We start from the raw sequence: 22,440 nt of genomic DNA, 5'->3' as shown, positions 1-22,440 counted from the left end.
AATATTTATGGCTAGTGTAGGTATGTTTTTTGGCAGTGATACGGGTAACACCGAAGCTGTTGCAAAGATGATTCAAAAACAGCTTGGTAAAAACTTAGTTGATGTTTATGACATCGCCAAAGCAACACCAGCAGAACTCGAATCATTTGATTTATTATTATTAGGTATCCCAACATGGTACTACGGTGAAGCACAATGTGATTGGGATGATTTTTTCCCAGAGTTAGAAAACATTGACTTCAACGATAAACTTGTTGCAATCTTCGGTTGTGGTGACCAAGAAGATTACGCAGAGTATTTCTTAGACGCTATGGGCACACTCAAAGACATCATCGAACCTAAAGGGGCGATTATTGTAGGTCACTGGCCAATTGAAGGCTATGAGTTTGAAGCATCAAAAGCATTAGCTGATGAAAGCCACTTTATCGGTCTAGGTATTGACGAAGATCGTCAACCAGAATTAACTGACGAACGTGTTGAAGCTTGGGTTAAACAAATCCAAGAGGAAATGTGTTTAGCTGAATTAGCTTAACCGTTAACAACTACCGTCATTAAAAACCTCGCTTAGCGAGGTTTTTTTATGCCTAAAAAGAATACTAAAGTCGCCCTTTCTATATCATTAATTTTAAGCTATGTTGAACAGTCGTTTAATGCTACTAATTTATAATATTTCTGTGGAGACTCAAGGTGTTCAACAAGTCGAACAAATTACATAATGTCTGTTATGACATTCGCGGTCCAGTTCATGAAGAAGCACAGCGACTTGAAGAAGAAGGCCACCGAATCTTAAAACTTAATATCGGTAATCCTGCGCCTTTCGGGTTTGAAGCTCCCGATGAGATTGTTCGGGACGTGATCTACAATTTACCCCAAGCACAAGGTTACTGTGAATCTAAAGGCTTATTCTCGGCGCGAAAAGCGGTTTTTCATCACTATCAAGAAGTCATCGAGCACATCGATGTTGACGACATTTATATTGGAAACGGTGTTTCTGAATTAATTCAAATCGCGACCATGGCGCTTCTCAATAACGGAGATGAAGTGCTCGTGCCAGCACCTGATTATCCCTTGTGGACAGCCTCAGTAAACTTGGCTGGCGGTAAAGCTGTGCATTACCGCTGTGATGAACAAGCGGACTGGTTCCCTGACCTTGAGGATATTCGCAGTAAGGTGTCAAAAAACACTAAAGCAATTGTGATTATCAACCCAAACAACCCAACAGGGGCAGTGTACTCTGAAGAGCTGTTGCTAGGGCTATTACAAATTGCCCGAGAATTTAATCTCGTGGTATTCTCTGATGAAATCTACGACAAAATATTGTTTGATGGTGTCACCCATACCCACACGGCTTCATTAGCGAACGATTTAGTCATCGTGACATTTAATGGCTTATCTAAAGCTTACCGTATTGCTGGCTTTCGTGCTGGCTGGATGGTTATCTCTGGCGCAAAATTTAAAGCCCAAGGTTATATCGATGGCTTAAACATGCTCGCGTCAATGCGCCTGTGTGCTAATGTCCCCTGTCAACATGCGATTCAGACTGCTTTAGGCGGTTATCAGAGTATTAATGAGTTGATATTACCAGGAGGACGTTTGCTCGAGCAACGTAACGCAGCGTACGATGCCTTAACTCAGATTGATGGTGTTACCTGTGTTAAGCCAAAAGGGGCAATGTATTTATTTCCGAAGCTTGATATCAAAAAATTTAATATTAAAGACGATCAACAACTGGTGTTCGACCTACTGAAAACGGAAAAAATTCTACTTGTTCATGGTACTGCCTTTAATTGGCCTGAGCCCGACCATATTAGAATTGTCTCGCTTCCTCACGCTCACGATTTAACTGCAGCCATGGAAAAGTTTGGCCGTTTTTTATCAACCTATTCTCAATAGACCTAAGGCATGTTTATCATTGGAGTGCTCTGTTAAAACTGAAAAATGATAATTAAATTAGGCCCTTGAGCTAGCGTCTTGCTTTAAAACAATAATGACTTAAAGCAAGGCGTACACTATACTGAGTTTAATTAAATCCTTTCAAGTGTATCTAATGAACGATAAACAGATAACATCCCTATGGCTGGCTAGAAAAAACGCAGAAGGCAAAGAGCGTCACCACGATCACCGCAACAGTTATCAACGTGACCGAGCCCGAATTTTACACTCAGCAGCCTTTAGACGTTTACAAGCAAAGACGCAGGTCGTCGGTATTGGGCAAAGTGATTTTTACCGTACGCGATTAACACACTCGCTTGAAGTTGCACAAATCGGTGCAGGGATAATTAGCCATCTCAGTGCATATCATCCTGACTTAGATCGGTTATTAGGGTTTAATGAAACCTTAATTGAAACGCTTGGCCTCGCCCATGATATTGGTCACCCACCGTTTGGTCACGGTGGCGAAGTTGCACTAAACTACATGATGCGCGATCATGGTGGGTTCGAAGGGAATGGTCAAACGTTTAGAATACTAACTAGACTTGAGCCTTATACCCCACTGCACGGCATGAATTTAACTAGGCGCAGCTTGCTAGGCACTTTAAAGTATCCCGTCTTGCATCAGCAGGTAGTAGGTCACTATCCCGACCAGCCCAGTGAGAGTTTTAGACAATTAAAAGCGCACAATTGGTTACCACCAAAAGCTATTTTCGATGTTGATGCCAGTGCTTTATCTTGGGTACTTGAGCCGTTATCATCTCAAGATATAACACTACTAAGTAGTACCAGAGCAATAATTGATGCTAAACAGCCATCTCCCCACCAGCAAAGTCAGTATAAGTCCTTTGATTGCTCGGTAATGGAGTTAGCAGATGATATCGCCTACTCAGTTCATGATTTAGAAGATGCTATAGTCATGGGAACAGTCAGCTATAACCAGTGGCGTAAAGACGTTGTTAATGTACTGAGTGACCTTGAGCATAATCCTATTGAAGATGAAATCGATGAAATCACCCAAAAACTATTTTCTACAGAGCAATACCTGCGTAAAGACGCCATTGGAGAACTTGTTAACATACTAGTAACGGCAATTGATATTGTGAAAGTTGATGGATTTGAAGAGCCCTTACTCGCATATAATGCAAAACTAAGTCCTGATTACTTTGCGCTACTTGAAATACTAAAACGCTTTGTCTTTAACCGAGTCATCTTGAAACCTGAATTTCAAGCAATGGAATATAAGGGGCAACAAATTGTCATGGAGTTATTTGAAGCTTTTGCATCAGACCCTCTTCGGTTATTGCCAGAAACCACCAAAGGACGATGGTTAGACGCCCAAGATAAAAAAGATGAAGTTCAGATGCGCATTATCTGTGATTATATTTCCGGCATGACTGACGAATATGCTGCAAAATTATACCATTCACTATTCACACCAAAACATTAAGTATTAGTACTTTAGTAAAAACAAATTAATTAGACTATTGAATTATATATTAATATTTCACAAAATAACCTTTAGAAACATTTTGTACCAATGTTCAACTTTACTTGACACATTATCTAGCACAAAATAAACCTAGTTTAATAAGGGTTATCCATAATGACATTAATGAATTTCTGTTATAAAAAATCTGTCTTCTGGCTTACGGCTGCCATGCTAACAAGTGGCGTGGCAAGTTCTGTTGCCTTTGCACAGCAACAGAAAGATCAGTTAACAGGAGTAACCCAACCTGAAGTCAATATATGCTATGAGCGATTAAGCAAAGCATATTTATCGCTTGATCCGCAAAAAATGGTCGATGTATATACACCAGATGGACATTACATCTCTGCTGGTAAGCATTTACCAGTCATGCAAGGACAAAATGATTTAATGCAATTGTACAGTCGTTATTTTTCGCGGCTTAAAAAGCATAACTCATCTTTAGATCTTCAATTTAGGGTAACTAATCGTCTCACCGGTGAAAATACGATTAACGATGTCGGCTATTATGTTGTCACAATTATTCCGCCCAAAGAAAGTAAACAGCCAGCAAAACAACATGCAGGGAAGTTTATGATTACATTCAAACGTCAGTCAGATGACAGTTGGGGAATTTGGGCTGAAGCAAACAGTAAAGCAAAAATAAAGTCCTATATCAACGCAAAAGCGGTCGACAATTTACATTACGATCCTTACTACCCAGCCCAATGGTATGAAAACTACACCACTCATGAGTAACTGCCCTTGTGGGTCTGAGCTAACCTATCAACAATGCTGCTCGCCACTGCATCAAGGCACTTTAACTGCCACAAATGCACATCAATTAATGAAGAGCCGTTATTGCGCTTTTGTAGTCGCAGACATTGACTATCTTGTAATTACTCACAGCCCTCAAACGAGACATAACATTTCTCACCAATCGATTAAGCAATGGAATAGCCAATGCCATTGGTTAGGGCTTGACGTTCGTTCTTTCACAGAACAAGGCCCGAATGTTCAGGTCGAATTTATAGCTTGGTATAAACAAGACGGCGAAATTCACTATCACCATGAACATTCAACCTTTTCACAGCAACCGATAGACAGCCTGTTAGCAGAGCGCTTAACAGAGAAAGAAAGCTTACCAACGCATGCTTGGTACTATGTTGATGCGACGTATCCAGAACAAAAGATACCAATGCCCAAGCGTAACGATATTTGTATTTGTGGTAGTAACAAAAAATTTAAGAAATGTTGTGGTAGTTAACCATTACTCAAACGGGCTTGAAATAGAAAGGGGTTAAATAAGGTTTGCCTGATAAGCCTGTTGTGCAGCAATAACCTGATTCAGGTTTATAGCAGACTCAATCGGCTCAACTGATTGGCCCAGCACTTTAGCAGCGTTAACAAAATCAAGATTATCAAAGATATCGCGTTCAAAACTTTCAATTTTTTCTAATTGATAACACAATGGTTCAGGTTGAATACAATGGCTTAAGCGTGCTGCCACTAACCCTTCTTCAGCAGCAATCTTGGTTTGAGACAATGATTGTGCACTATCCTTTTCTTCACCGATTAATTGCTGAGGTTGCGGCATTTCAAATTGCTTTCTCAGATCAATTTGTTCAGTCGTCTCAGTTTGATCTTGCTGTTTAAAATGAAATTGGCTTTGGTCACAGACATCTTTTGATAGCATTGACAGTAATAGCGCAAAGTCAGCTTGCTGACTTTGTTCAATACTATTATTTAATTGTTGCCCTAGCTGGATTTCTCCGACTAAAAGTTCGCCAATCTGCATAGAAAACACACGTAAATGTACACTAATTAACTTATCGGCACACTTAATAAGAACTTTAATAAATTTTTATAAAAAAATGCTTTACCTTCACCGCTAAGTGCACTACTATGCGCTCCGTACTTGATTGGAGGGGTTCCCGAGTGGCCAAAGGGAGCAGACTGTAAATCTGCCGGCTCAGCCTTCGGTGGTTCGAATCCACCTCCCTCCACCATCAAGCTCTCTTCTAAGACTCAAAAATCTTCCTAACACCCTGTAACTCCTCTACACTATTAGTTATTTATTATTTTTATTTCTTTCGATTTCTTATATGATAACCACTTATACCGTTTATGGAATATAAGGACATTTATTGTCTGCAGTAATAAAAATACCTTACCCAAAGCTTCAAGTATTACTTGTTGATCCTCAGCGTCCCTTTCAAATAATGATGAAAGGTATATTAAGTAATTTTGGGGTTAGAAAAGTAGACTTTGCCGATAACGGTGAAGCTGCGGTGCGCGCTTGTCGAGCTAAGGAATATCATTTATTACTGGTTGAATATAACCTCGGTAGCAATAAAAATGGTCGCCAGTTACTGGAAGAACTTAGGACGCTACGCTTAATCAAGCCAGATACTCTCTTTGTTATTGTCTCCGCAGAAACCGACCGCGCCGCAGTCCTTGGCACAATGGAAATGGCGCCTGACGATTATATCATTAAGCCATTCTCCCAACGGTTGCTTGATAATCGCTTACAGAAAGCTTGGTCTAAGCGATTATCCCTTAGCGCTATTCATCATTGCTCTGACAAAAAAGACTTCCCACGGGCTATCGCCACCTGCAAAAGTTTAATCAAAGAAAAAAATCGTTATAGTGCCTTAATATTGCAAATGATGACTGATTTTATGTGTCGTGAAGAACGGTATGAGGAAGCAACGGAAATACTTGCTAGCATCTTAAAGGAACGCGAGCTTATCTGGGCCAACATTACCCTTGCTCGTGCTTACCTTGGTCTATCAAAATTAGAACATGCAGAAGCGCGTTTAAAAGCAGTATTAAAGCAACAGGTTAATAACGTGGATGCCATGGACTTATTAGCACAAGTACAGCTAGCGAATAAGCAAGCAGAAACAGCTGAAAAAACGTTAACTAAGAGTTTAGAGATATCTCCTTATTCAATGAGCCGCCATCAGCTAATGGTGGATGTTGCCACAGCAAACCACAACCACGCACTGGTAAAAGATAGCTACGGCCAGTTACTCCAACTAAGCCGTCGCTCAGTCCATACTGGCACAGACCATTTGTTTAATTATACGCGCAGCATTATTAATCAAGTCGCCCACAGTGAAGAACCCAATGCTATTTATAAGCTGCAAAATGAACTAACCAGTACCCTTCACCGTGCAAAGCTCGAAGAAGGAAGACAGTTAAAATATCATTTTAGTGCTCTAGAAGGGGTCATCATTTCACAGCTCCAATCCGCCAAAGGTGAAACCTTATTATCGAAGAAAACGTTAATGGAGGCAATCCATGGCTTTTGTGATGAAGATGATGAATGGAGCTTACCCGATGAGTTGGCGCCGGATACCTGTATTACGCTGTTAAATTTAAGTGACTTTGAATTGGCATCTAAGTTCGCAGAACAACTCGATGATACGAATGACATCACGAATCAAATTCAAGCGCGATTAAATGATGACGAAGTCGTAGAAAAGAAAGCAGAATTTAATAAAATAACACGCCAAGGTATAGACGCCTATAGTGCTGGTAACAACCTCGAAGCGTTAGAATTATTTAAACAAGCAATATTTATCTCCCCTGTTAATTCTGGCGCTGTGCTTAATGTGGCTCAGGCGCAGATTAAGTTGATGCAAGAAAAAAAGAAATACGTTAAGTCACTGATGGGTGAGTGTAAAGAATCCTTCCGTGTCTTAAACGGTATGAAACTATCTAAAGCTCACCAAAAACGATTTGTAAAACTAAGAACAGACTTCAATCAATTACAGAAAAAGTAATTGCCGCTAGCTAGCCTTTTACTAAAGGTGTTAATAATCGCTCTAAACCATTAAGCTTTATTTCTGCAATTTGATCAATTTGCACTGCAAGTTTCCCTTTGACAATATCCTGGCTCCGCAGCCAAATAAGGTACCTCTCTGGCAAACGATGAATAAGTTGATCGCGATGCTTACCAAAAGGCATTCTCACATTGGCTAATGCAATTAAATCGTGATTCATATCCATTTTTGTTATACCTTATATCAAAGTTTAATCGTTTGAGAAGTTAATGGTAAAGCCAAGAGCTTGGATAAATCAAGCAATCGCGAAAATAGAAGCAGACTATCAACGTAGTGCAGACACCCACCTTTTAAAGGTTGAAGTGCCTCAATTCCCTAGCATTCAACTTTATTTCAAAGATGAGTCAACCCACCCGACCGGCAGCTTAAAGCATCGTTTAGCCCGCTCGTTGTTCTTGTATGGTTTATGTAACGGCTGGATAAAAGAAAACACTACCATTATTGAAGCGTCCTCGGGGAGCACAGCTGTTTCTGAAGCTTATTTTGCGCGATTGCTCGGTCTGCCTTTTATTGCCGTGATGCCAGCAAATACTTCACAACAAAAGATCGACTTAATCAAGTTTTATGGTGGCCAATGTCATTTAGTCGAGGACCCTAGTGCACTTTATCAAGCCTCTCGACAATTGGCTAAACAAACCAATGGGCATTTTATTGATCAGTTTACTTATGCTGAGCGCGCAACAGATTGGCGCGGTAATAACAATATTGCCGAGAGTATCTTTAATCAACTAGCCAAAGAGCCCCATCCGCAACCACATTGGGTAGTCATGGGTAGTGGTACTGGAGGCACTAGTGCAACAATTGGTCGCTATATAAGATACAACCAACTCAATACCAGACTGCATGTGGTAGATCCTGAGAATTCGGTCTTTTATGATTATTACCATAGCCGTGATAATAATTTAACTAACAAGCAAGGGTCAAGAATCGAAGGGATCGGTCGTCCAAAAGTTGAGGCATCCTTTATCCCTGATGTTATCGATTCAATGCAAAAAGTACCTGATGCCGCATCGATTGCAAGTATGTTATTTTTAGAAAAGCTGCTAGGACGACAGATTGGGGGTTCTACTGGTACTAATTTTTATGGTGTTCTTAGTCTAATGAAGCAGTTAGTGGCTGAAAATAAATCAGGATCAATGGTTACTCTTATTTGTGATGACGGCTCTCGATATTTAGATACTTATTACAACCCCCAATGGCGTGAGAAGCAGAAGTTAACTATTTCCAGTTACAGCAAACAAATAGAAGATTTTTGGTATAAAGGCCATTGGTGTGAATTGTAAGTAGTCAACGTGAGGTAAACATTGGCGTTAACCTCACTGACTGGCGTTCTATTGAATTGCTAAATACTTGTGTGTTTGAATTGAAAGCCACCAATTACGCTCAATACAAGTATCAATAGCCAATTGTGTAGCTCGCTTCTGTTGACTAATCGGCTGTAAGTATATTTTCTTTTGCGCGAGTTGCTCGGGTGTTAACCTCGCCAATAAGGCATCTAGCTCATCAATATGTCGACTCATTGCCACTGGATGTTTGATTTCATTAGCGCGTACTAAGGCTTGATCTAGAATTTCATAACCCCCTTTCATCGCAACTTTAGGGGAGACCGTAACATGAGTACTGTCACTCACTTTCACATCAAAAGTTCCTGATGTTTCAATTTGACAACTAAAACCATTAGCTTCAAGTTCTGTGGTTAATAGCACCAAATCATACATACATGGCTCACCGCCACTGATAACAATGTGACGCGCCTTGTAAGTTAACAAGTGCGCTATCAGTTGATCCACTTCAACGTCACACCAGCTATCACCGTCACCCGTTTTAGCAAGTACCTGTTCAAAGGAGGTTTTATCTTCTTCATTAAGATACCAGCTATGTTTAGTGTCACACCAAGCGCAGCCTACAGGACAACCTTGTAAACGAACGAAAATCGACGGTGCACCAGTAAAGGAGCCCTCACCTTGGATTGATTCAAAAATTTCATTAAGTGGTAGCTTGATCATACTCATTTGCTTAAAGTTCGCGTAAACTGAGCGTTTATACGTTATATATAGCCGAGATACAAGCAAGATGAAAGAAAAAGTTGTGGTGATTTACTCTGGTGGCATGGACTCTTTTACCGTGTTACATAAAGCCATTGAAGAGGGTAAAGCTGTCTACCCACTAACCTTTAATTATGGCCAACGCCACAGTAAAGAAGTCGATGTAGCCGCACAGGTCTGTAAAACGTTAAATGTTCCGCATAAGGTTGTCGATATCAGTGCAATTAATCAGTTGATGGCTGGTTCGTCACTCACTAGTGATATCGATATTCCTGAAGGGCATTATGAAGAAGACAGTATGAAGTCAACCGTCGTACCTAATAGAAATATGGTCTTGTTATCGATGGCCATTGCCTACGCTGTTTCTATTGAAGCCAATGCAGTGTACTACGGAGCACACAGTGGCGATCACGCAATATATCCTGATTGTCGTCCTGAATTTGTTCATAAAATGAATGAAGTGTCGCAAATTGCCAATTATGAGCCTGTTGATATTGTCTCACCCTATATCAAAAATAATAAGATTGAGATCTTAGCTGATGGCTTGCGTATGGGGCTAGATTATGGACAGACTTGGACTTGTTATAACGGCCGTGAACAGTCTTGTGGCGTGTGTGGTTCATGTCAAGAGCGCTTAGAAGCCTTTGCTAAAAATGGTCTAACCGACCCACTTGCATACGAGAGTAGCTAAGCACAAGCTACCGTATTGTACGACATACCAAGGATGGTAAGTTAGGCTGTGCCGATCGTTATTTCACCGCGCATATAATCTACAGCTCGCCCTTCGAGTATCACCCGTTCCCCTCGTAGGTGACATGTAAGTTCACCACCACGAGTCGACAGCTGTTTTGCAGTTAACTGTGTTTTATCCAACTTTTCCGCCCAGTAAGGGGTTAACTGACAATGAGCGGACCCAGTGACCGGGTCTTCATTCACCCGTAATTTAGGGTAAAAGCAGCGGCTAACAAAGTCGGTATCTTCACCTTTTGCTGTGACCACAACACCGCGTCGATCCAGTTCATGCCAAGCGGCAAAGTCTGGGACTAAATCGATAAGCTCTTGCTCACTGCCTAACTCGACAATATAATCAAACCCCGCGATGACCTGCTTCGGAGTAACATTGCCTAAGCCATTAAGTAATGCGACAGGTGCAGTTACAATTTGTGGTTTAGTCGCTGGAAAGTCCATAGAAAAACTATTGTCATGTCGAGTAACAACGAGTTTACCACTTCGGGTTTGAAATCTTACTTGCTGTTGCTGAAAGCCTAAATGTTGATACAAAACATGGGCTGTTGCTAGCGTCGCATGCCCACATAAGTCCACCTCTTCGAGTGGAGTAAACCAACGAAGGTCAATATGCTCACCCGATTTAACAAAGAAAGCCGTTTCAGATAAATTATTTTCCTCAGCTATTTTTTGTAAAATCGAATCATCGAGCCATTCTGACAGCGGGATAACAGCGGCAGGGTTGCCTTCGAAAGTACGGGTCGCAAAGGCGTCTACTTGATAAATTGATAATGTAGTCATAGTTTTAATCAGCTCGCTTTATAAATACCAACAATGAAATTATCAAAAGATTAATTTATTTTCAATTAGTTAAATGTCTGAATCGTAACTTGGACTGCGGACAAAAACAATGAACGTCACTCACGTTGTTGACCTAAGCGAGGCCGCGAATAAAAACACTTTCAGCACAAGAATGATTAGCGTCCTCAAAGGCGTCGTTTCGGTAGGCTTTTAGCCGGAAGCTCAATTTTGTTAGATTTTAGGACCAGTTAAAACGAGGGCCTGAATCCAACACTTTCAGCAACAAGGATAATTGCCGCCCTCAAAGGCGTCGTTCCGGCAGGCTTTTAGCCGGAATCTCAATTTTGTTAGATTTTAGGACCAGTTAAAACGAGGGCCTGAATCCAACACTTTCAGCACAAGGATAATTGCCGCCCTCAAAGGCGTCGTTCCGGCAGGCTTTTAGCCGGAATCTCTCATTTAGTAATGTCTCATCTGAAAGCCATTACTTAGTGATTGCCAATAAGTGCTCATCAAAGTAAACCCCCTCTTTAAATGAGGCTTGTTTTAATATGCCTTCAATTTTAAAGCCATTCTTTTCAAGTACCCGAATAGACGCGCCATTTTCTGACACAACAGAGACAAATAAACGATTGAGTTTTGTTTGGGTAAATAGTAACTCACAACAGAGTGAAACGGCTTGTGTCGCTATTCCTTGATTCCAATAGCGCTTAGCAACCCAATAACCCAACTCAGCACTGCGCTTATATTCAAACGCACCAACTTGCGCCGATATAGCACCAACAAGCAAACCTTGGTATTCAATTGCATAGATATACTCGGTTTTATTGGCATATTCAATCCAACCATTAGCATCGACAACGGTATAGGGGCTCGGGATAGCCGCCGTGATGTATTGCGTCACCTCTGAGCAGTTAAGATAATCAACTAATAAATCCCTATCAGCATCAGTAAACTGCCGTAACGTTATTTTCAACAACAATAACCCCTTAACCTATCAATATAAAAAAAGGCTGCTTAATTACTTAAGCAGCCTTTCACATCATCACTTAAAAATGATGATGGTTCAATACAGTTTCATTAAAGAGAAACTTATTGACCTTTAACTTCAGATAAACCGTTGTAAGGAGCACTTGCGCCTAACGCTTCTTCAATACGTAATAATTGGTTGTATTTAGCAACACGGTCACTACGGCTTAAAGAGCCAGTTTTGATTTGACCAGCTGCAGTACCTACCGCTAAATCAGCGATGAATGCATCTTCAGTTTCACCAGAACGATGTGAAATAACTACAGTGAAACCAGCTTCTTTAGCCATGTTAATCGCTTCAAGTGTCTCAGTTAAGCTACCAATTTGGTTATACTTAATTAAGATAGAGTTACCGATGCTGTTTTCGATACCGCGTGCAAGGATCTTAGTGTTAGTAACGAATAAATCATCACCCACTAGTTGAACTTTATCACCAAGCTTAGCCGTTAAGCTTGCCCAGCCATCCCAGTCACTTTCGTCAAGACCATCTTCGATAGAAACGATTGGGTACTCTTCTGTTAGTGCTTTTAAGTAATCGCCAAAGCCTTCAGCGTCAAATACTTTGTTATCACCTTTTAGGTTGTACTGGCCATCGCTGTAGAATTCAGAGGCAGCACAATCAAGAGCTAATGTAATGTCAGTACCTAGCGTGTAACCGGCATTAGCAACCGCTTCTTTAATAACAGCTAGTGCTTCAGCATTTGAACCCAAATCAGGGGCAAAACCACCTTCGTCACCAACAGCAGTGTTGTAACCTTTACTGTTTAAAACTTTCTTTAAAGAATGGAACACTTCTGCGCCCATACGTAGACCTTCAGTAAAGGTTTTAGCACCAACAGGTTGTACCATGAACTCTTGGATATCAACGTTGTTATCAGCGTGCTCACCACCATTGATGATGTTCATCATTGGTAAAGGCATTGAGTATTGACCCGCTGTACCATTTAACTCACTGATGTGTTGGTATAAAGGAATACGCTTATCAGAAGCAGCAGCACGTGCCGCAGCTAAAGATACTGCCAGAATAGCATTTGCACCAAACTTAGCTTTGTTCTCAGTACCATCAAGCTCGATCATAATGTTATCGATAACACTTTGCTCGCTAGCGTCTTGACCTACAAGCGCCTCTGCAATTGGACCATTTACAGCTGCAACGGCTTTTAGTACGCCTTTACCAAGGTAGCGGCTCTTGTCGCCATCACGTAATTCTAATGCTTCACGTGAACCAGTTGACGCACCTGAAGGTGCACAACACATACCTGTCGCACCAGACTCAAGATGAACTTCGGCTTCAACTGTCGGGTTACCACGAGAGTCCATGATTTCGCGACCAATAACTTTAACAATCTTTGACATGTTTACTATCTCTATAAATTTTAAATTAACTTGCCCTATTTAATGGCAATAACTACTGAAATACAAGAAGAAAAGATTACTACTTCACTTACACTTTTGGACGACAAATGCATAAATGACAGCGCTATCATCCCCCTTAAAATGTTAAAAAGCCGCTCAATGGCGGCTTTTAATTTTTACTTAGTCTTGTTGAAACTGCGTTGCAGCAGCAACAAAGCCTTCAAACAATGGATGACCATCTCGAGGCGTTGAGGTGAATTCCGGATGGAACTGGCCAGCAACAAACCAACGATGATCTTTTATTTCAATGATTTCAACCAGCTTTTTATCTGACGAAAGTCCCGTGAAACTTAACCCTGATGCTTTTAAACGATCAACAAAGTTATTGTTAACCTCAAAACGGTGACGATGACGTTCCATACACGTGGTCGAGTTATATAACTCAGCGGCTTTCGAACCTGGCTCTAAGTGACATAATTGTGCGCCTACACGCATCGTTCCACCTAAATCAGAGTTATCCGTACGCTGTTCAACATTACCGTCTTCATCCAACCACTCAGTGATTAGACCTACCACCGGATTTTCTGATTCTTTATCAAATTCAGTTGAGTTTGCGTTTTCTAACAATGCTACATTGCGAGCGAACTCAATTAACGCCACTTGCATTCCTAAACAGATACCAAAGTAAGGTACATTGTTTTCACGTGCAAACTTAGCCGCTAAAATTTTACCTTCAACACCACGGTCGCCGAAGCCACCCGGCACTAGGATACCATCCATCTCTTTTAAAATGTCAGTACCTTTAGACTCAAGGTCTTGCGAGTCTACATAATTAATTTTAACGTTGACGCGGTTCTTAAGGCCTGCATGCTTTAACGCTTCGTTGACTGACTTATAAGCATCTGGCAGTTGGATGTACTTACCAACCATTGCAATGTTTACGGTGCCCGTTGCATTAGCTTCTTCATAAACAACCTGTTCCCACTCTTTTAAGTCAGCTTCAGGACATTCAAGATTAAAACGGTTAACAACATACTCATCTAAGCCTTGTGCTTTTAATAACGCAGGAATTTTGTAGATGCTGTCCATATCAGGTAATGAGATAACGGCTTTCTCTGCAACGTTTGTGAACAAAGCAATTTTAGAACGTTCATTACTAGGGATACCGACTTCTGAACGACATACCAAGATATCAGGCTGAACACCAATAGAGCGTAGCTCTTTAACAGAGTGTTGAGTTGGCTTAGTTTTAACTTCACCAGAGGCTGCAAGGTATGGAACTAATGTTAAGTGCATGTACATCGCGTGATCGCGACCAACTTCAGTACCTAGTTGACGAATTGCTTCAATGAATGGTTGTGATTCGATATCACCTACTGTTCCACCAAGCTCAACAATCGCAACGTCAGCGCCCTTACAACCCGAGACAATACGATCTTTCATCGCATTGGTAATATGAGGGATAACCTGAATAGTGGCACCAAGGTAATCGCCGCGACGCTCTTTACGTAATACTTCTTCGTAGATACGACCCGTAGTGAAGTTATTACCTTTAGTCATTTTGGTACGAATGAATCGCTCGTAGTGCCCTAAATCAAGATCGGTTTCAGCGCCGTCTTCAGTAACAAATACTTCGCCGTGCTGAATTGGGCTCATGGTACCCGGATCGACATTAATATAAGGGTCCAACTTCATCATTGTTACTTTTAGACCACGCGCTTCTAAAATTGCCGCTAATGATGCTGCTGCAATACCTTTACCTAGCGAAGATACAACTCCGCCCGTCACAAAAATATATTTCGTTGTCATGTTGAACCTGAGAATCCGAGTTTATAGAATTGAAATAGCAATAACGCCAAAGGCTTACCTTATCGTATAAATAAGATATTGCTTCGGTTTAAAAGTTGATTACTAGACGGGACGGCATATTAGCAAATCATCGACGGTTGAACAATTTAAATCTTACTTTTTCTAGCAATTAATCACATTCCAATTCGTTCAATTTGACTTTTTGCCATGCCTGCTCCATCTCACTTAAATTGGCTTGTTTAATGTTACTATCTTCTCTGTGCAAGAGCGCTTCTACTTGCAAAAAGCGGTTAGTAAACTTTTTGGTTGCTTCACTGAGTACCGTTTCAGGGTCTAAACCTTGATTTCTTGCTAAATTGACCACAGCAAACAGTAAGTCACCAATCTCATCTTTGACTTTACACCGGTCAATAACATCAGCTTCTAACTCATTGTTAACTTCTTCAACCTCTTCCTTAACTTTTTCTAACACGCCATGCCATGATGGCCAATCGAAACCGTACTGAGCAACCCGTTGCTGAGTCAAATAAGCTTGAGTCAAAGCTGAATCGCTCATCATCATATTACTTAATACACTCTCTTGGTTCGTTGTTTTGTCTTTGCTTTGGCTCATATTTTTCCCACCACAGTAATAATTATTGATATATTATAGACTTGATAACAATAATACCTAGTGGAATACCATGAAAAAAATAATAACAAGTACAGGATTACTGTCTCTACTGTTCACAGCAGCTCCTTTTACGTCGGCAGAAGCAAAGGTCCGCGGTCCAAGTGAGATTATAGCCAATGCTCCAGAGTCAGCATGGCGAGAACTTAACCTGCAACAAACTCTCTACATCGAACTTGAACAGGGACGTGTCGTTGTTGAGCTAAACTCCGCACTAGCGCCAAACCACGTAAAGCAATTAACAAAACTCGCTCAAGAAAACTTTTACGACGGCTTAAACTTCTATCGTTATGTTGAAGGCTTTGTTGCTCAAGCAGGAGATATGGCTAAAACGAAGGCGGTAAAGCACGCTAAGCCATCGATCAAAAGTGAACGTATTTATTACACCGACACCCCTCTTGATGTTACTTATCTTCCGCACGGTGATGGCTATGCTGCCAATACTGGTTTTTATCAAAGTTTCCCAATTGCTAGTAACCAGCAAAAAAATCAATTTTGGCAACCTCATTGTCAAGGCGCATTCGCTATGGCACGCAGTAACGATCCTCACAGCGGCGGCACCGAATTTTATATCACTATTGGCCAAGCTCCCCGATACCTCGATAAAAACTTAACGGTATTTGGTCAGGTCAGAAGCGGTATGCAATATTTGCATCAGCTGCAACGTCAACCTGTTACTAATAAAGACACTAAGCAGTATGACAATCCAATTAAAACCATCAGTGTGGCATCTGATGTACCAAAGGATCAACAAAGCGCGCTGCAAGTGATGAAAACCTCTTCTGCGAGCTTTAAAGAGCTAGTGCAATCCCGCATGAATAGACCCGAAGCATTCTTTATTGAGCGCCCTAATTATGTTGATGTTTGTGGTGTTACTGTTCCTACACGTACCCGCTAGATAAAATGCACCTTTAAAAGGCCATTTATTTCTCATTCTTTGACAAAGTGATGCTAACCTTTAGCTAGAGGCCACACTTTATAATATTAATACGGAGCTTAACCATGGATTTTGAAGGTGCTTTATCTGCTTGGCAGACACAACTAGGACCAGAACACGTTGTCACCGAGAACGACGCATTAGAACAAAAACAAACCGCAACCTTTGAAACATCACAACAAGTTTTAGCCATTATCTCTCCTAAGAATAGTGCTGAGGTACAAGCCGCAATTAAGATTGCCAATCAATTTAACGTACCAGTTTACCCAATTTCATCAGGCATGAACTGGGGCTATGGTTCCGCTGTACCTACTTGTGAGCAAGGCGTGATTATGGAGCTATCACGCTTAGATACAATCGAAAACTTTAGCGAGACCTTAGCACACGTCACTATAGGCCCAGGAGTGACACAACAAAAGCTCTATGACTTTTTACAACAAAAAGACTCTAATTTATGGATGGACGCCACCGGTTCAAGTCCCGATTGTAGCATCATCGGCAATACAGTCGAACGAGGTTTTGGCCATACGCCATATGGCGATCATTTTAATCATGTTTGTTCAATGGAGGTCGTCCTTCCCTCCGGCGAAATTATCAATACTGGCTTTAGTCGCTTTGATAACGCCCATGCTGCTAGCACTTATAAATGGGGTGTGGGTGCGTACGTCGACGGTTTATTCACACAATCTAACTTCGGTATTGTGACTAAATTAACGTTATGGCTGATGCCTAAACCACAATATTTCCAAGCATTTTATATTATGGTCGAGCATGATAATCAACTCGAAGAGTTAATCGACACCTTACAGCCCTTCAGACTTAACCGTACTGTAAAAAGTACCGTACACATAGGTAACGACTTTAAAGTCTTATCTTCGATTACGACCTTTCCCTGGGATAAAGTAGGAAAAAATGGCAAGTTAACACAAGATGTGGTGGATGAATTTGCAAAGCTTTGGGATTTTGGTGCATGGAATGTATCAGGGGCTCTCTACGGGACCAAGCAAGAAGTCGCTTCTGCAAGAAAACAACTTAAAAAAGCTTTTAGTGGTAAAGTAAAAAGCATCCGGTTTCTCGATGACACCATGTTGTCGCTGGCAATAAAATTACAAAAACCCTATAAATGGATCACAGGGCTTGATTTACCGCGCTTACTTAAAGTCATGGCTCCAGTACATGGCCTTAAAAAGGGAATCCCAACACCAGATATCATTGGCAGTACATTTTGGCGTAAAAAGGTCGACGTTCCTGAAAACCCACATCCAGATAGAGACAAATGTGGCCTTATTTGGTGTGCCCCCGTTGCACCTACTACGGGCCATCATGCGCGTGCGATGGTTGAGATCATCAAAAGTAACGTCGACAAATATGGCTTTGAACCTCTGATCTCAATGTCGATGATTAACGAACGGAGTCTCGATAATGTCATCAGCATCATTTATGACCGAGAAGAACCAGGACAAGATGAAGCGGCTCATCAATGCCACCAGCAACTAATGGATGACTTTAACAAACAGGGTTATTACCCTTATCGATTAGGGATCTCGGGGATGGAAGTAACCAATAAAGCCGAGCCGCAGTATTTAGCATTTATGAAACAGTTAAAATCGACTTTAGATCCTAACAATATCTTAGCGCCTGGGCGTTATTCTAGTGAAAAGAAATAGCTTTAATTGAAAATGCATCGCCTTAGAGTGTTTTTAAGGCGACGCACTCAAAATAAACTCTTATTAATGTCACTTACTAACCACTTAATAAGAAGCTGCTACACAAGTTGTGAAAATGCGACATTAACCCCTAACAAAATTAAAATGACACCCATAACTCGGTCAAAAATATAACCTGAAGCTAAAAAGCGCTGTCTAATCGAGTGGCGACTTAGTACAACGGAGATCATACAAAACCAAGCCATAGTCGCTAGGGAAAGGTATACCGCATAGCCTGCCATCCATGTCATCGGAGTCTGTGCTGATAACACCACAGAAAATACCGATAAGAAAAATAGGGTCGCCTTAGGGTTTAACACGTTAGTAATAAAGCCAAGACCAAAAGCTTTTGTTATCGGTTGGGCTGGCAAGGAAGCATCAGCGTTAGTCTCTCGTGTTTGTGGTGCTGACGGCTTCGCTCGTAGCGCTTGAATACCAATATAGGTAAGATAACCAGCACACAAGTATTTAAGTAATGAGAACAACAGTTCAGATTGCTTAATCAGCAGCCCTATGCCTAACACACTGTAGCTAACATGCACTAAAATGGCCAAGCCAATGCCAACGCTGGTGACTAGAGCATGACGCCTGCCATAAGAAACACTTTGCTTTAAAACAACAGCTAAATCAGGTCCTGGACTCGCAACAGCAAGAAAGTGAGCTGTTGCTAAAACAGCAAACTGACTAAAAAATAATGGGTCTATCATTTACGGCTTCTGCGACATCTTATTCTTATGCATCTCAAGACGCGTTTCTAGCAATTCACGACGAGCATATTTATGCTCAACAAATTCAAATACATTAGTCGCTAATGACAACTTAAAATAGTTAAGTGCGCGATCAGGCTGATCATACATTCTCGCATAAATGCCTAAGTAGAAATAGGCTTCACAAAGGCGTTCCGCCAATTCAGTTTGGCTCTTAATGTTCTTGGTTAAGTTGTTGACAAAAGTCGCCTCTGAAATATTCATTAAATACAGATCTGCAACTTGCTTAGCCCACATAGAATCAGGAATATTTTCTCTGTTTTGTTTTAAATTATCTAATGCGCGCTGTTTATCAATTTTATGTTCAGTGAGATAACGCCAAATCACACGATATGGGTCTGTCTGATCAAGCTGATGAAACTTAGTTAAATCCTCAACAGCAAGCTTATTTTTACCGCCATAATACAGAGAAATACCACGGTTTAAATAAACATATTCATGATCAGGTTCTAGCTCTAATGTCGTATCAAATGCTTCATAGGCTTTATTAAACTGACCTGCAAGCGTGTAATGAATACCGAGAAAGTTATAAGCGGCAGCCAGCTTAGGGTCAACGCGCAGTGCTCGATTAAAATCAAGACGAGCAAGATTAGCCAAACCAAAACTATCATAGAGTAAACCACGATCATAATAAGCTTTAGCGCGTTGCTCTTGACTGATTTCTCCATTGACTAAGAAGTCTGAAATACGGGCTAATGCCACTTCTTTTTTAAAGTTGACCGTTAAAGGTTCACTAATAATAAGCTGGTCAATCTCTTGATGCTGTGCTGTCGATTGGCCTGAATTATTGCTTGTCGTCTGACAACCAGCCAATGATAGGAAAGCGCAACCAAGCACCAATTTGCCACAATGCTTTAACATGCTTTATATTCCACCGTTATTTTTCTTCTACTATGCCATAGCCCCGTTAGGTTGGCTATGCTTATTAAGTATGTTTTGATTAGCAATCAGACACTTGGTTCAATCTATTTTAAGGCAAAAAAAAACCTGCTGAAATAGCAGGTTTTTATTAAGATTTAAGCTAATGATTATTCAGCTGGCGCTGCTTCACTTGGCTTAGCATCTTTCATGCTTAAACGTACACGGCCTTGACGGTCGATTTCTAGAACCTTAACGTCTACTGCTTGACCTTCTTTTAAGAAGTCAGTCACTTTCTCTACACGCTCTTCAGCGATTTGAGAAATATGAACTAAGCCATCTTTACCAGGAAGGACTTCAACGAATGCACCAAAGTCAACGATACGTTTAACTGTACCGTGGTAAATTGTACCCACTTCAACTTCAGCAGTGATCGCTTCGATACGCGCGATAGCATCTTTAGCTTTATCGTTATCAGTCGATGCAATCTTAACTGTACCATCGTCTTCAATTTCGATAACACAGCCCGTCTCTTCGGTTAATGCACGGATTGTTGCGCCGCCTTTACCGATGATGTCACGGATTTTGTCAGTCGCAACTTTCATTGTAGTGATACGTGGAGCGAACTCAGATACGTCATCACGTGCACCAGCAATTGCTTCGTCCATTACATTTAGGATATGTAAACGCGCCGCTTTCGCTTGGTTTAAAGCAATATCCATGATGTCTTTAGTGATACCTTCAATCTTGATATCCATTTGCAGAGCAGTGATACCTTCAGTAGAACCAGCTACTTTAAAGTCCATATCACCTAGGTGATCTTCATCACCTAAAATATCAGAAAGAACAACAGACTTGTCGCCTTCTTTCACTAAGCCCATTGCGATACCCGCAACAGAAGCTTTGATTGGAACACCTGCATCCATTAACGCTAGCGATGTACCACAAACTGAAGCCATTGAGCTTGAGCCGTTTGATTCAGTGATTTCAGAAACAACACGTACTGAGTACGGGAATTCTTCTGATGTTGGCATTACTGCTAATACACCACGCTTAGCTAGACGACCGTGACCAATTTCACGACGCTTAGGTGAGCCAACCATACCCGTCTCACCAACACATGATGGTGGGAAGTTATAGTGAAGCATGAAGCTATCAGTTACTTCACCCATGATGCTATCGATGCGTTGTGCATCACGCTCTGTACCTAATGTCGCAGTAACAAGTGCTTGAGTCTCACCACGAGTAAACACAGATGAACCGTGAGTACGTGGTAATACACCAGTCATAACGTCTAGTGCACGAATCGTTTCAGGGTCACGACCATCAATACGTGGAGCACCAGAAATGATGCGTGAACGTACAACGTTCTTTTCTACATCGTGAGCGATTTCAGCAGCTTTCTTCGTATCTACTTCTTCATCAGCAGCAACTAATGCTTCTAATACGTCAGCAGTGATCACGTCGATTGCGTCTTTACGTTCCATCTTATCAGTGATTTGGTAAGCTTGAGTGAAACGTTCTTCACTTAGCTCAGTCACTTTAGCAATAAGATCTTCGTCTTTTGCAGGAGCAGTCCAATCCCAAGTAGGCTTGCCTGCTTCAGCTTTTAATTCGTTGATCGCTTGGATAACAACTTGTTGTTGTTCGTGACCGTAAGTCACAGCGCCTAGCATCACTTCTTCAGACAAGATATCTGCTTCAGACTCAACCATTAATACCGCATTTTCAGTACCAGAAACAACAAGGTCTAATTGGCTTGATGCTAATTCAGTTGCTGTCGGGTTAAGAACGTATTGACCATCAACATAACCAACACGGGCACAACCGATAGGACCATTAAATGGAACACCAGCTAGAGAGATTGCTGCAGACGTACCGATCATTGCAGCAACATCTGGGTTTACTTCTGGGTTTACAGAAACAACAGTCGCAATCACTTGTACTTCGTTTAGGAAACCTTCTGGGAATAATGGACGAATAGGACGGTCAATTAAACGTGCAACAAGCGTTTCATTTTCGCTTGGACGGCCTTCACGCTTGAAGAAGCCACCAGGGATTTTACCAGCAGCGTATGTACGCTCTTGGTAGTTCACTGTTAGTGGGAAAAAGTCACGGCCTTCAATGGCTTTTTTCTTAGCAACACAGGTAACCATTACGACGGTATCATCCATGTTTACTAGCACAGCACCATCCGCTTGACGAGCGATAGCACCAGTTTCGATGGTCACATTATGTTGACCATATTTAAACGTTTTAATTGTAGGATTCACTGATTGAATTTCCTTTATCTTTTAGTCATCTTTAAGTTTTCCCGCATAGTATACGACTAGAATTGAGCTTTTAAAAGGTTCTATTGAGAATGCGCGAAAAATATAGTTTTAGGCAAAAAAAAAGGAACCTAAAAGGTAATGCCGATCAGTTAAGTAAAAAATAACTTGAAAAATGGCTCAATGAGATCAAAATCCGATGAATGCTTTTCATC

Annotated in this window: 21 protein-coding genes and 1 tRNA gene; 11 read left to right on the top strand and 11 right to left on the bottom strand. The window is 41.1% G+C overall.

Going from position 1 to position 22,440, the window contains the following annotated elements; translation table 11 throughout:
* Positions 1 to 7 precede the first annotated feature (7 nt).
* From fldA to Q8W26_RS15125, 5 genes are all read left to right on the top strand, one after another.
* Positions 8 to 532 carry a flavodoxin FldA gene (gene fldA / locus Q8W26_RS15145; protein ID WP_101215731.1) on the top strand — a complete coding sequence of 175 codons (525 nt, stop codon included), beginning with the start codon at positions 8 to 10 and terminating at the stop codon, positions 530 to 532.
* A 155-nt stretch (positions 533 to 687) separates the two neighbouring features.
* Positions 688 to 1,893 (top strand): pyridoxal phosphate-dependent aminotransferase, encoded by a 1,206-nt coding sequence (locus Q8W26_RS15140; protein ID WP_305473728.1) that lies wholly within the window; start codon positions 688 to 690, stop codon positions 1,891 to 1,893.
* A 154-nt stretch (positions 1,894 to 2,047) separates the two neighbouring features.
* On the top strand, positions 2,048 to 3,382 hold the full coding sequence (locus Q8W26_RS15135; RefSeq protein ID WP_101215729.1) for an anti-phage deoxyguanosine triphosphatase: 1,335 nt from the start codon (positions 2,048 to 2,050) through the stop codon (positions 3,380 to 3,382).
* Positions 3,383 to 3,538: 156 nt separating this feature from the next.
* Positions 3,539 to 4,159 (top strand): hypothetical protein, encoded by a 621-nt coding sequence (locus Q8W26_RS15130; protein WP_101215728.1) that lies wholly within the window; start codon positions 3,539 to 3,541, stop codon positions 4,157 to 4,159.
* Entirely contained in the window at positions 4,134 to 4,667 is a 534-nt protein-coding gene (locus Q8W26_RS15125; RefSeq protein WP_305473727.1) for a YchJ family protein, read from the top strand. The genes Q8W26_RS15130 and Q8W26_RS15125 overlap by 26 nt, the downstream gene beginning before the upstream one ends.
* Positions 4,668 to 4,700: 33 nt before the next feature.
* On the opposite strand, the gene Q8W26_RS15120 is transcribed toward Q8W26_RS15125, so the two are convergent.
* Positions 4,701 to 5,198 carry a VC2046/SO_2500 family protein gene (locus Q8W26_RS15120; RefSeq protein ID WP_101215726.1) on the bottom strand — a complete coding sequence of 166 codons (498 nt, stop codon included), beginning with the start codon at positions 5,196 to 5,198 and terminating at the stop codon, positions 4,701 to 4,703.
* A 126-nt stretch (positions 5,199 to 5,324) separates the two neighbouring features.
* Between Q8W26_RS15120 and Q8W26_RS15115 the strand changes: the two genes are divergently transcribed.
* Positions 5,325 to 5,409 (top strand) — tRNA-Tyr (locus Q8W26_RS15115).
* A 138-nt stretch (positions 5,410 to 5,547) separates the two neighbouring features.
* Positions 5,548 to 7,191: a response regulator gene (locus Q8W26_RS15110; RefSeq protein WP_101215725.1), complete on the top strand. Its 1,644-nt coding sequence runs from the start codon at positions 5,548 to 5,550 to the stop codon at positions 7,189 to 7,191.
* Between the two features lie 10 nt (positions 7,192 to 7,201).
* Here Q8W26_RS15110 and Q8W26_RS15105 read toward each other — a convergent pair whose 3' ends face one another.
* Entirely contained in the window at positions 7,202 to 7,417 is a 216-nt protein-coding gene (locus Q8W26_RS15105; RefSeq protein WP_101215724.1) for a putative quorum-sensing-regulated virulence factor, read from the bottom strand.
* A gap of 43 nt (positions 7,418 to 7,460) precedes the next feature.
* On the opposite strand from Q8W26_RS15105, the gene Q8W26_RS15100 reads away from it, so the two are divergent.
* Entirely contained in the window at positions 7,461 to 8,534 is a 1,074-nt protein-coding gene (locus Q8W26_RS15100; RefSeq protein ID WP_101215723.1) for a PLP-dependent cysteine synthase family protein, read from the top strand.
* A 48-nt stretch (positions 8,535 to 8,582) separates the two neighbouring features.
* On the opposite strand, the gene queE is transcribed toward Q8W26_RS15100, so the two are convergent.
* Positions 8,583 to 9,257, bottom strand: coding sequence for a 7-carboxy-7-deazaguanine synthase QueE (gene queE, locus Q8W26_RS15095; RefSeq protein ID WP_305473726.1), 675 nt, complete (start codon positions 9,255 to 9,257; stop codon positions 8,583 to 8,585).
* 67 nt (positions 9,258 to 9,324) lie between these two features.
* Here queE and queC point away from each other — a divergent pair, with 67 nt between their 5' ends.
* The gene (gene queC / locus Q8W26_RS15090) at positions 9,325 to 9,987 is read left to right on the top strand and encodes a 7-cyano-7-deazaguanine synthase QueC (RefSeq protein ID WP_305473725.1); all 663 of its coding nucleotides are present in this window, start codon (positions 9,325 to 9,327) and stop codon (positions 9,985 to 9,987) included.
* A 41-nt stretch (positions 9,988 to 10,028) separates the two neighbouring features.
* Here queC and Q8W26_RS15085 read toward each other — a convergent pair whose 3' ends face one another.
* From Q8W26_RS15085 to Q8W26_RS15065, 5 genes are all read right to left on the bottom strand, one after another.
* Complete coding sequence (locus Q8W26_RS15085) at positions 10,029 to 10,823, bottom strand: PhzF family phenazine biosynthesis protein (RefSeq protein WP_305473724.1); 795 nt, start codon at positions 10,821 to 10,823, stop codon at positions 10,029 to 10,031.
* Positions 10,824 to 11,307: 484 nt separating this feature from the next.
* Positions 11,308 to 11,799 (bottom strand): GNAT family N-acetyltransferase, encoded by a 492-nt coding sequence (locus tag Q8W26_RS15080; protein ID WP_305473723.1) that lies wholly within the window; start codon positions 11,797 to 11,799, stop codon positions 11,308 to 11,310.
* 116 nt (positions 11,800 to 11,915) lie between these two features.
* Positions 11,916 to 13,208 carry a phosphopyruvate hydratase gene (eno, locus tag Q8W26_RS15075; protein ID WP_101215718.1) on the bottom strand — a complete coding sequence of 431 codons (1,293 nt, stop codon included), beginning with the start codon at positions 13,206 to 13,208 and terminating at the stop codon, positions 11,916 to 11,918.
* A gap of 180 nt (positions 13,209 to 13,388) precedes the next feature.
* Positions 13,389 to 15,017: a CTP synthase gene (locus Q8W26_RS15070; RefSeq protein WP_101215717.1), complete on the bottom strand. Its 1,629-nt coding sequence runs from the start codon at positions 15,015 to 15,017 to the stop codon at positions 13,389 to 13,391.
* A gap of 169 nt (positions 15,018 to 15,186) precedes the next feature.
* Positions 15,187 to 15,630, bottom strand: coding sequence for a MazG nucleotide pyrophosphohydrolase domain-containing protein (locus Q8W26_RS15065; RefSeq protein WP_305473722.1), 444 nt, complete (start codon positions 15,628 to 15,630; stop codon positions 15,187 to 15,189).
* A gap of 70 nt (positions 15,631 to 15,700) precedes the next feature.
* Here Q8W26_RS15065 and Q8W26_RS15060 point away from each other — a divergent pair, with 70 nt between their 5' ends.
* Both Q8W26_RS15060 and Q8W26_RS15055 read left to right on the top strand, forming a co-directional pair.
* Complete coding sequence (locus tag Q8W26_RS15060; protein ID WP_101215715.1) at positions 15,701 to 16,585, top strand: peptidylprolyl isomerase; 885 nt, start codon at positions 15,701 to 15,703, stop codon at positions 16,583 to 16,585.
* Positions 16,586 to 16,689: 104 nt separating this feature from the next.
* Complete coding sequence (locus Q8W26_RS15055; protein WP_305473721.1) at positions 16,690 to 18,291, top strand: FAD-binding protein; 1,602 nt, start codon at positions 16,690 to 16,692, stop codon at positions 18,289 to 18,291.
* Between the two features lie 98 nt (positions 18,292 to 18,389).
* Here the strand turns inward: Q8W26_RS15055 and Q8W26_RS15050 are convergent, their stop codons facing one another.
* The 3 genes from Q8W26_RS15050 to pnp all read right to left on the bottom strand — a co-directional run bounded on the left by Q8W26_RS15050 (position 18,390) and on the right by pnp (position 22,228).
* Positions 18,390 to 19,037 (bottom strand): LysE family translocator, encoded by a 648-nt coding sequence (locus tag Q8W26_RS15050; protein ID WP_305473720.1) that lies wholly within the window; start codon positions 19,035 to 19,037, stop codon positions 18,390 to 18,392.
* Positions 19,038 to 19,958, bottom strand: a complete 921-nt coding sequence (nlpI, locus tag Q8W26_RS15045) for a lipoprotein NlpI (RefSeq protein WP_101215712.1) — start codon at positions 19,956 to 19,958, stop codon at positions 19,038 to 19,040. It lies immediately after the preceding gene.
* A gap of 167 nt (positions 19,959 to 20,125) precedes the next feature.
* Positions 20,126 to 22,228, bottom strand: coding sequence for a polyribonucleotide nucleotidyltransferase (pnp, locus tag Q8W26_RS15040; protein ID WP_101215711.1), 2,103 nt, complete (start codon positions 22,226 to 22,228; stop codon positions 20,126 to 20,128).
* Positions 22,229 to 22,440 lie beyond the last annotated feature (212 nt).

This window comes from Psychrobium sp. 1_MG-2023, from assembly GCF_030689115.1.
Classification (GTDB): Bacteria; Pseudomonadota; Gammaproteobacteria; order Enterobacterales; family Psychrobiaceae; genus Psychrobium.
Note: the sequence above shows the minus strand (reverse complement) of the source record. Positions and strands in the feature narration are given on the sequence as shown.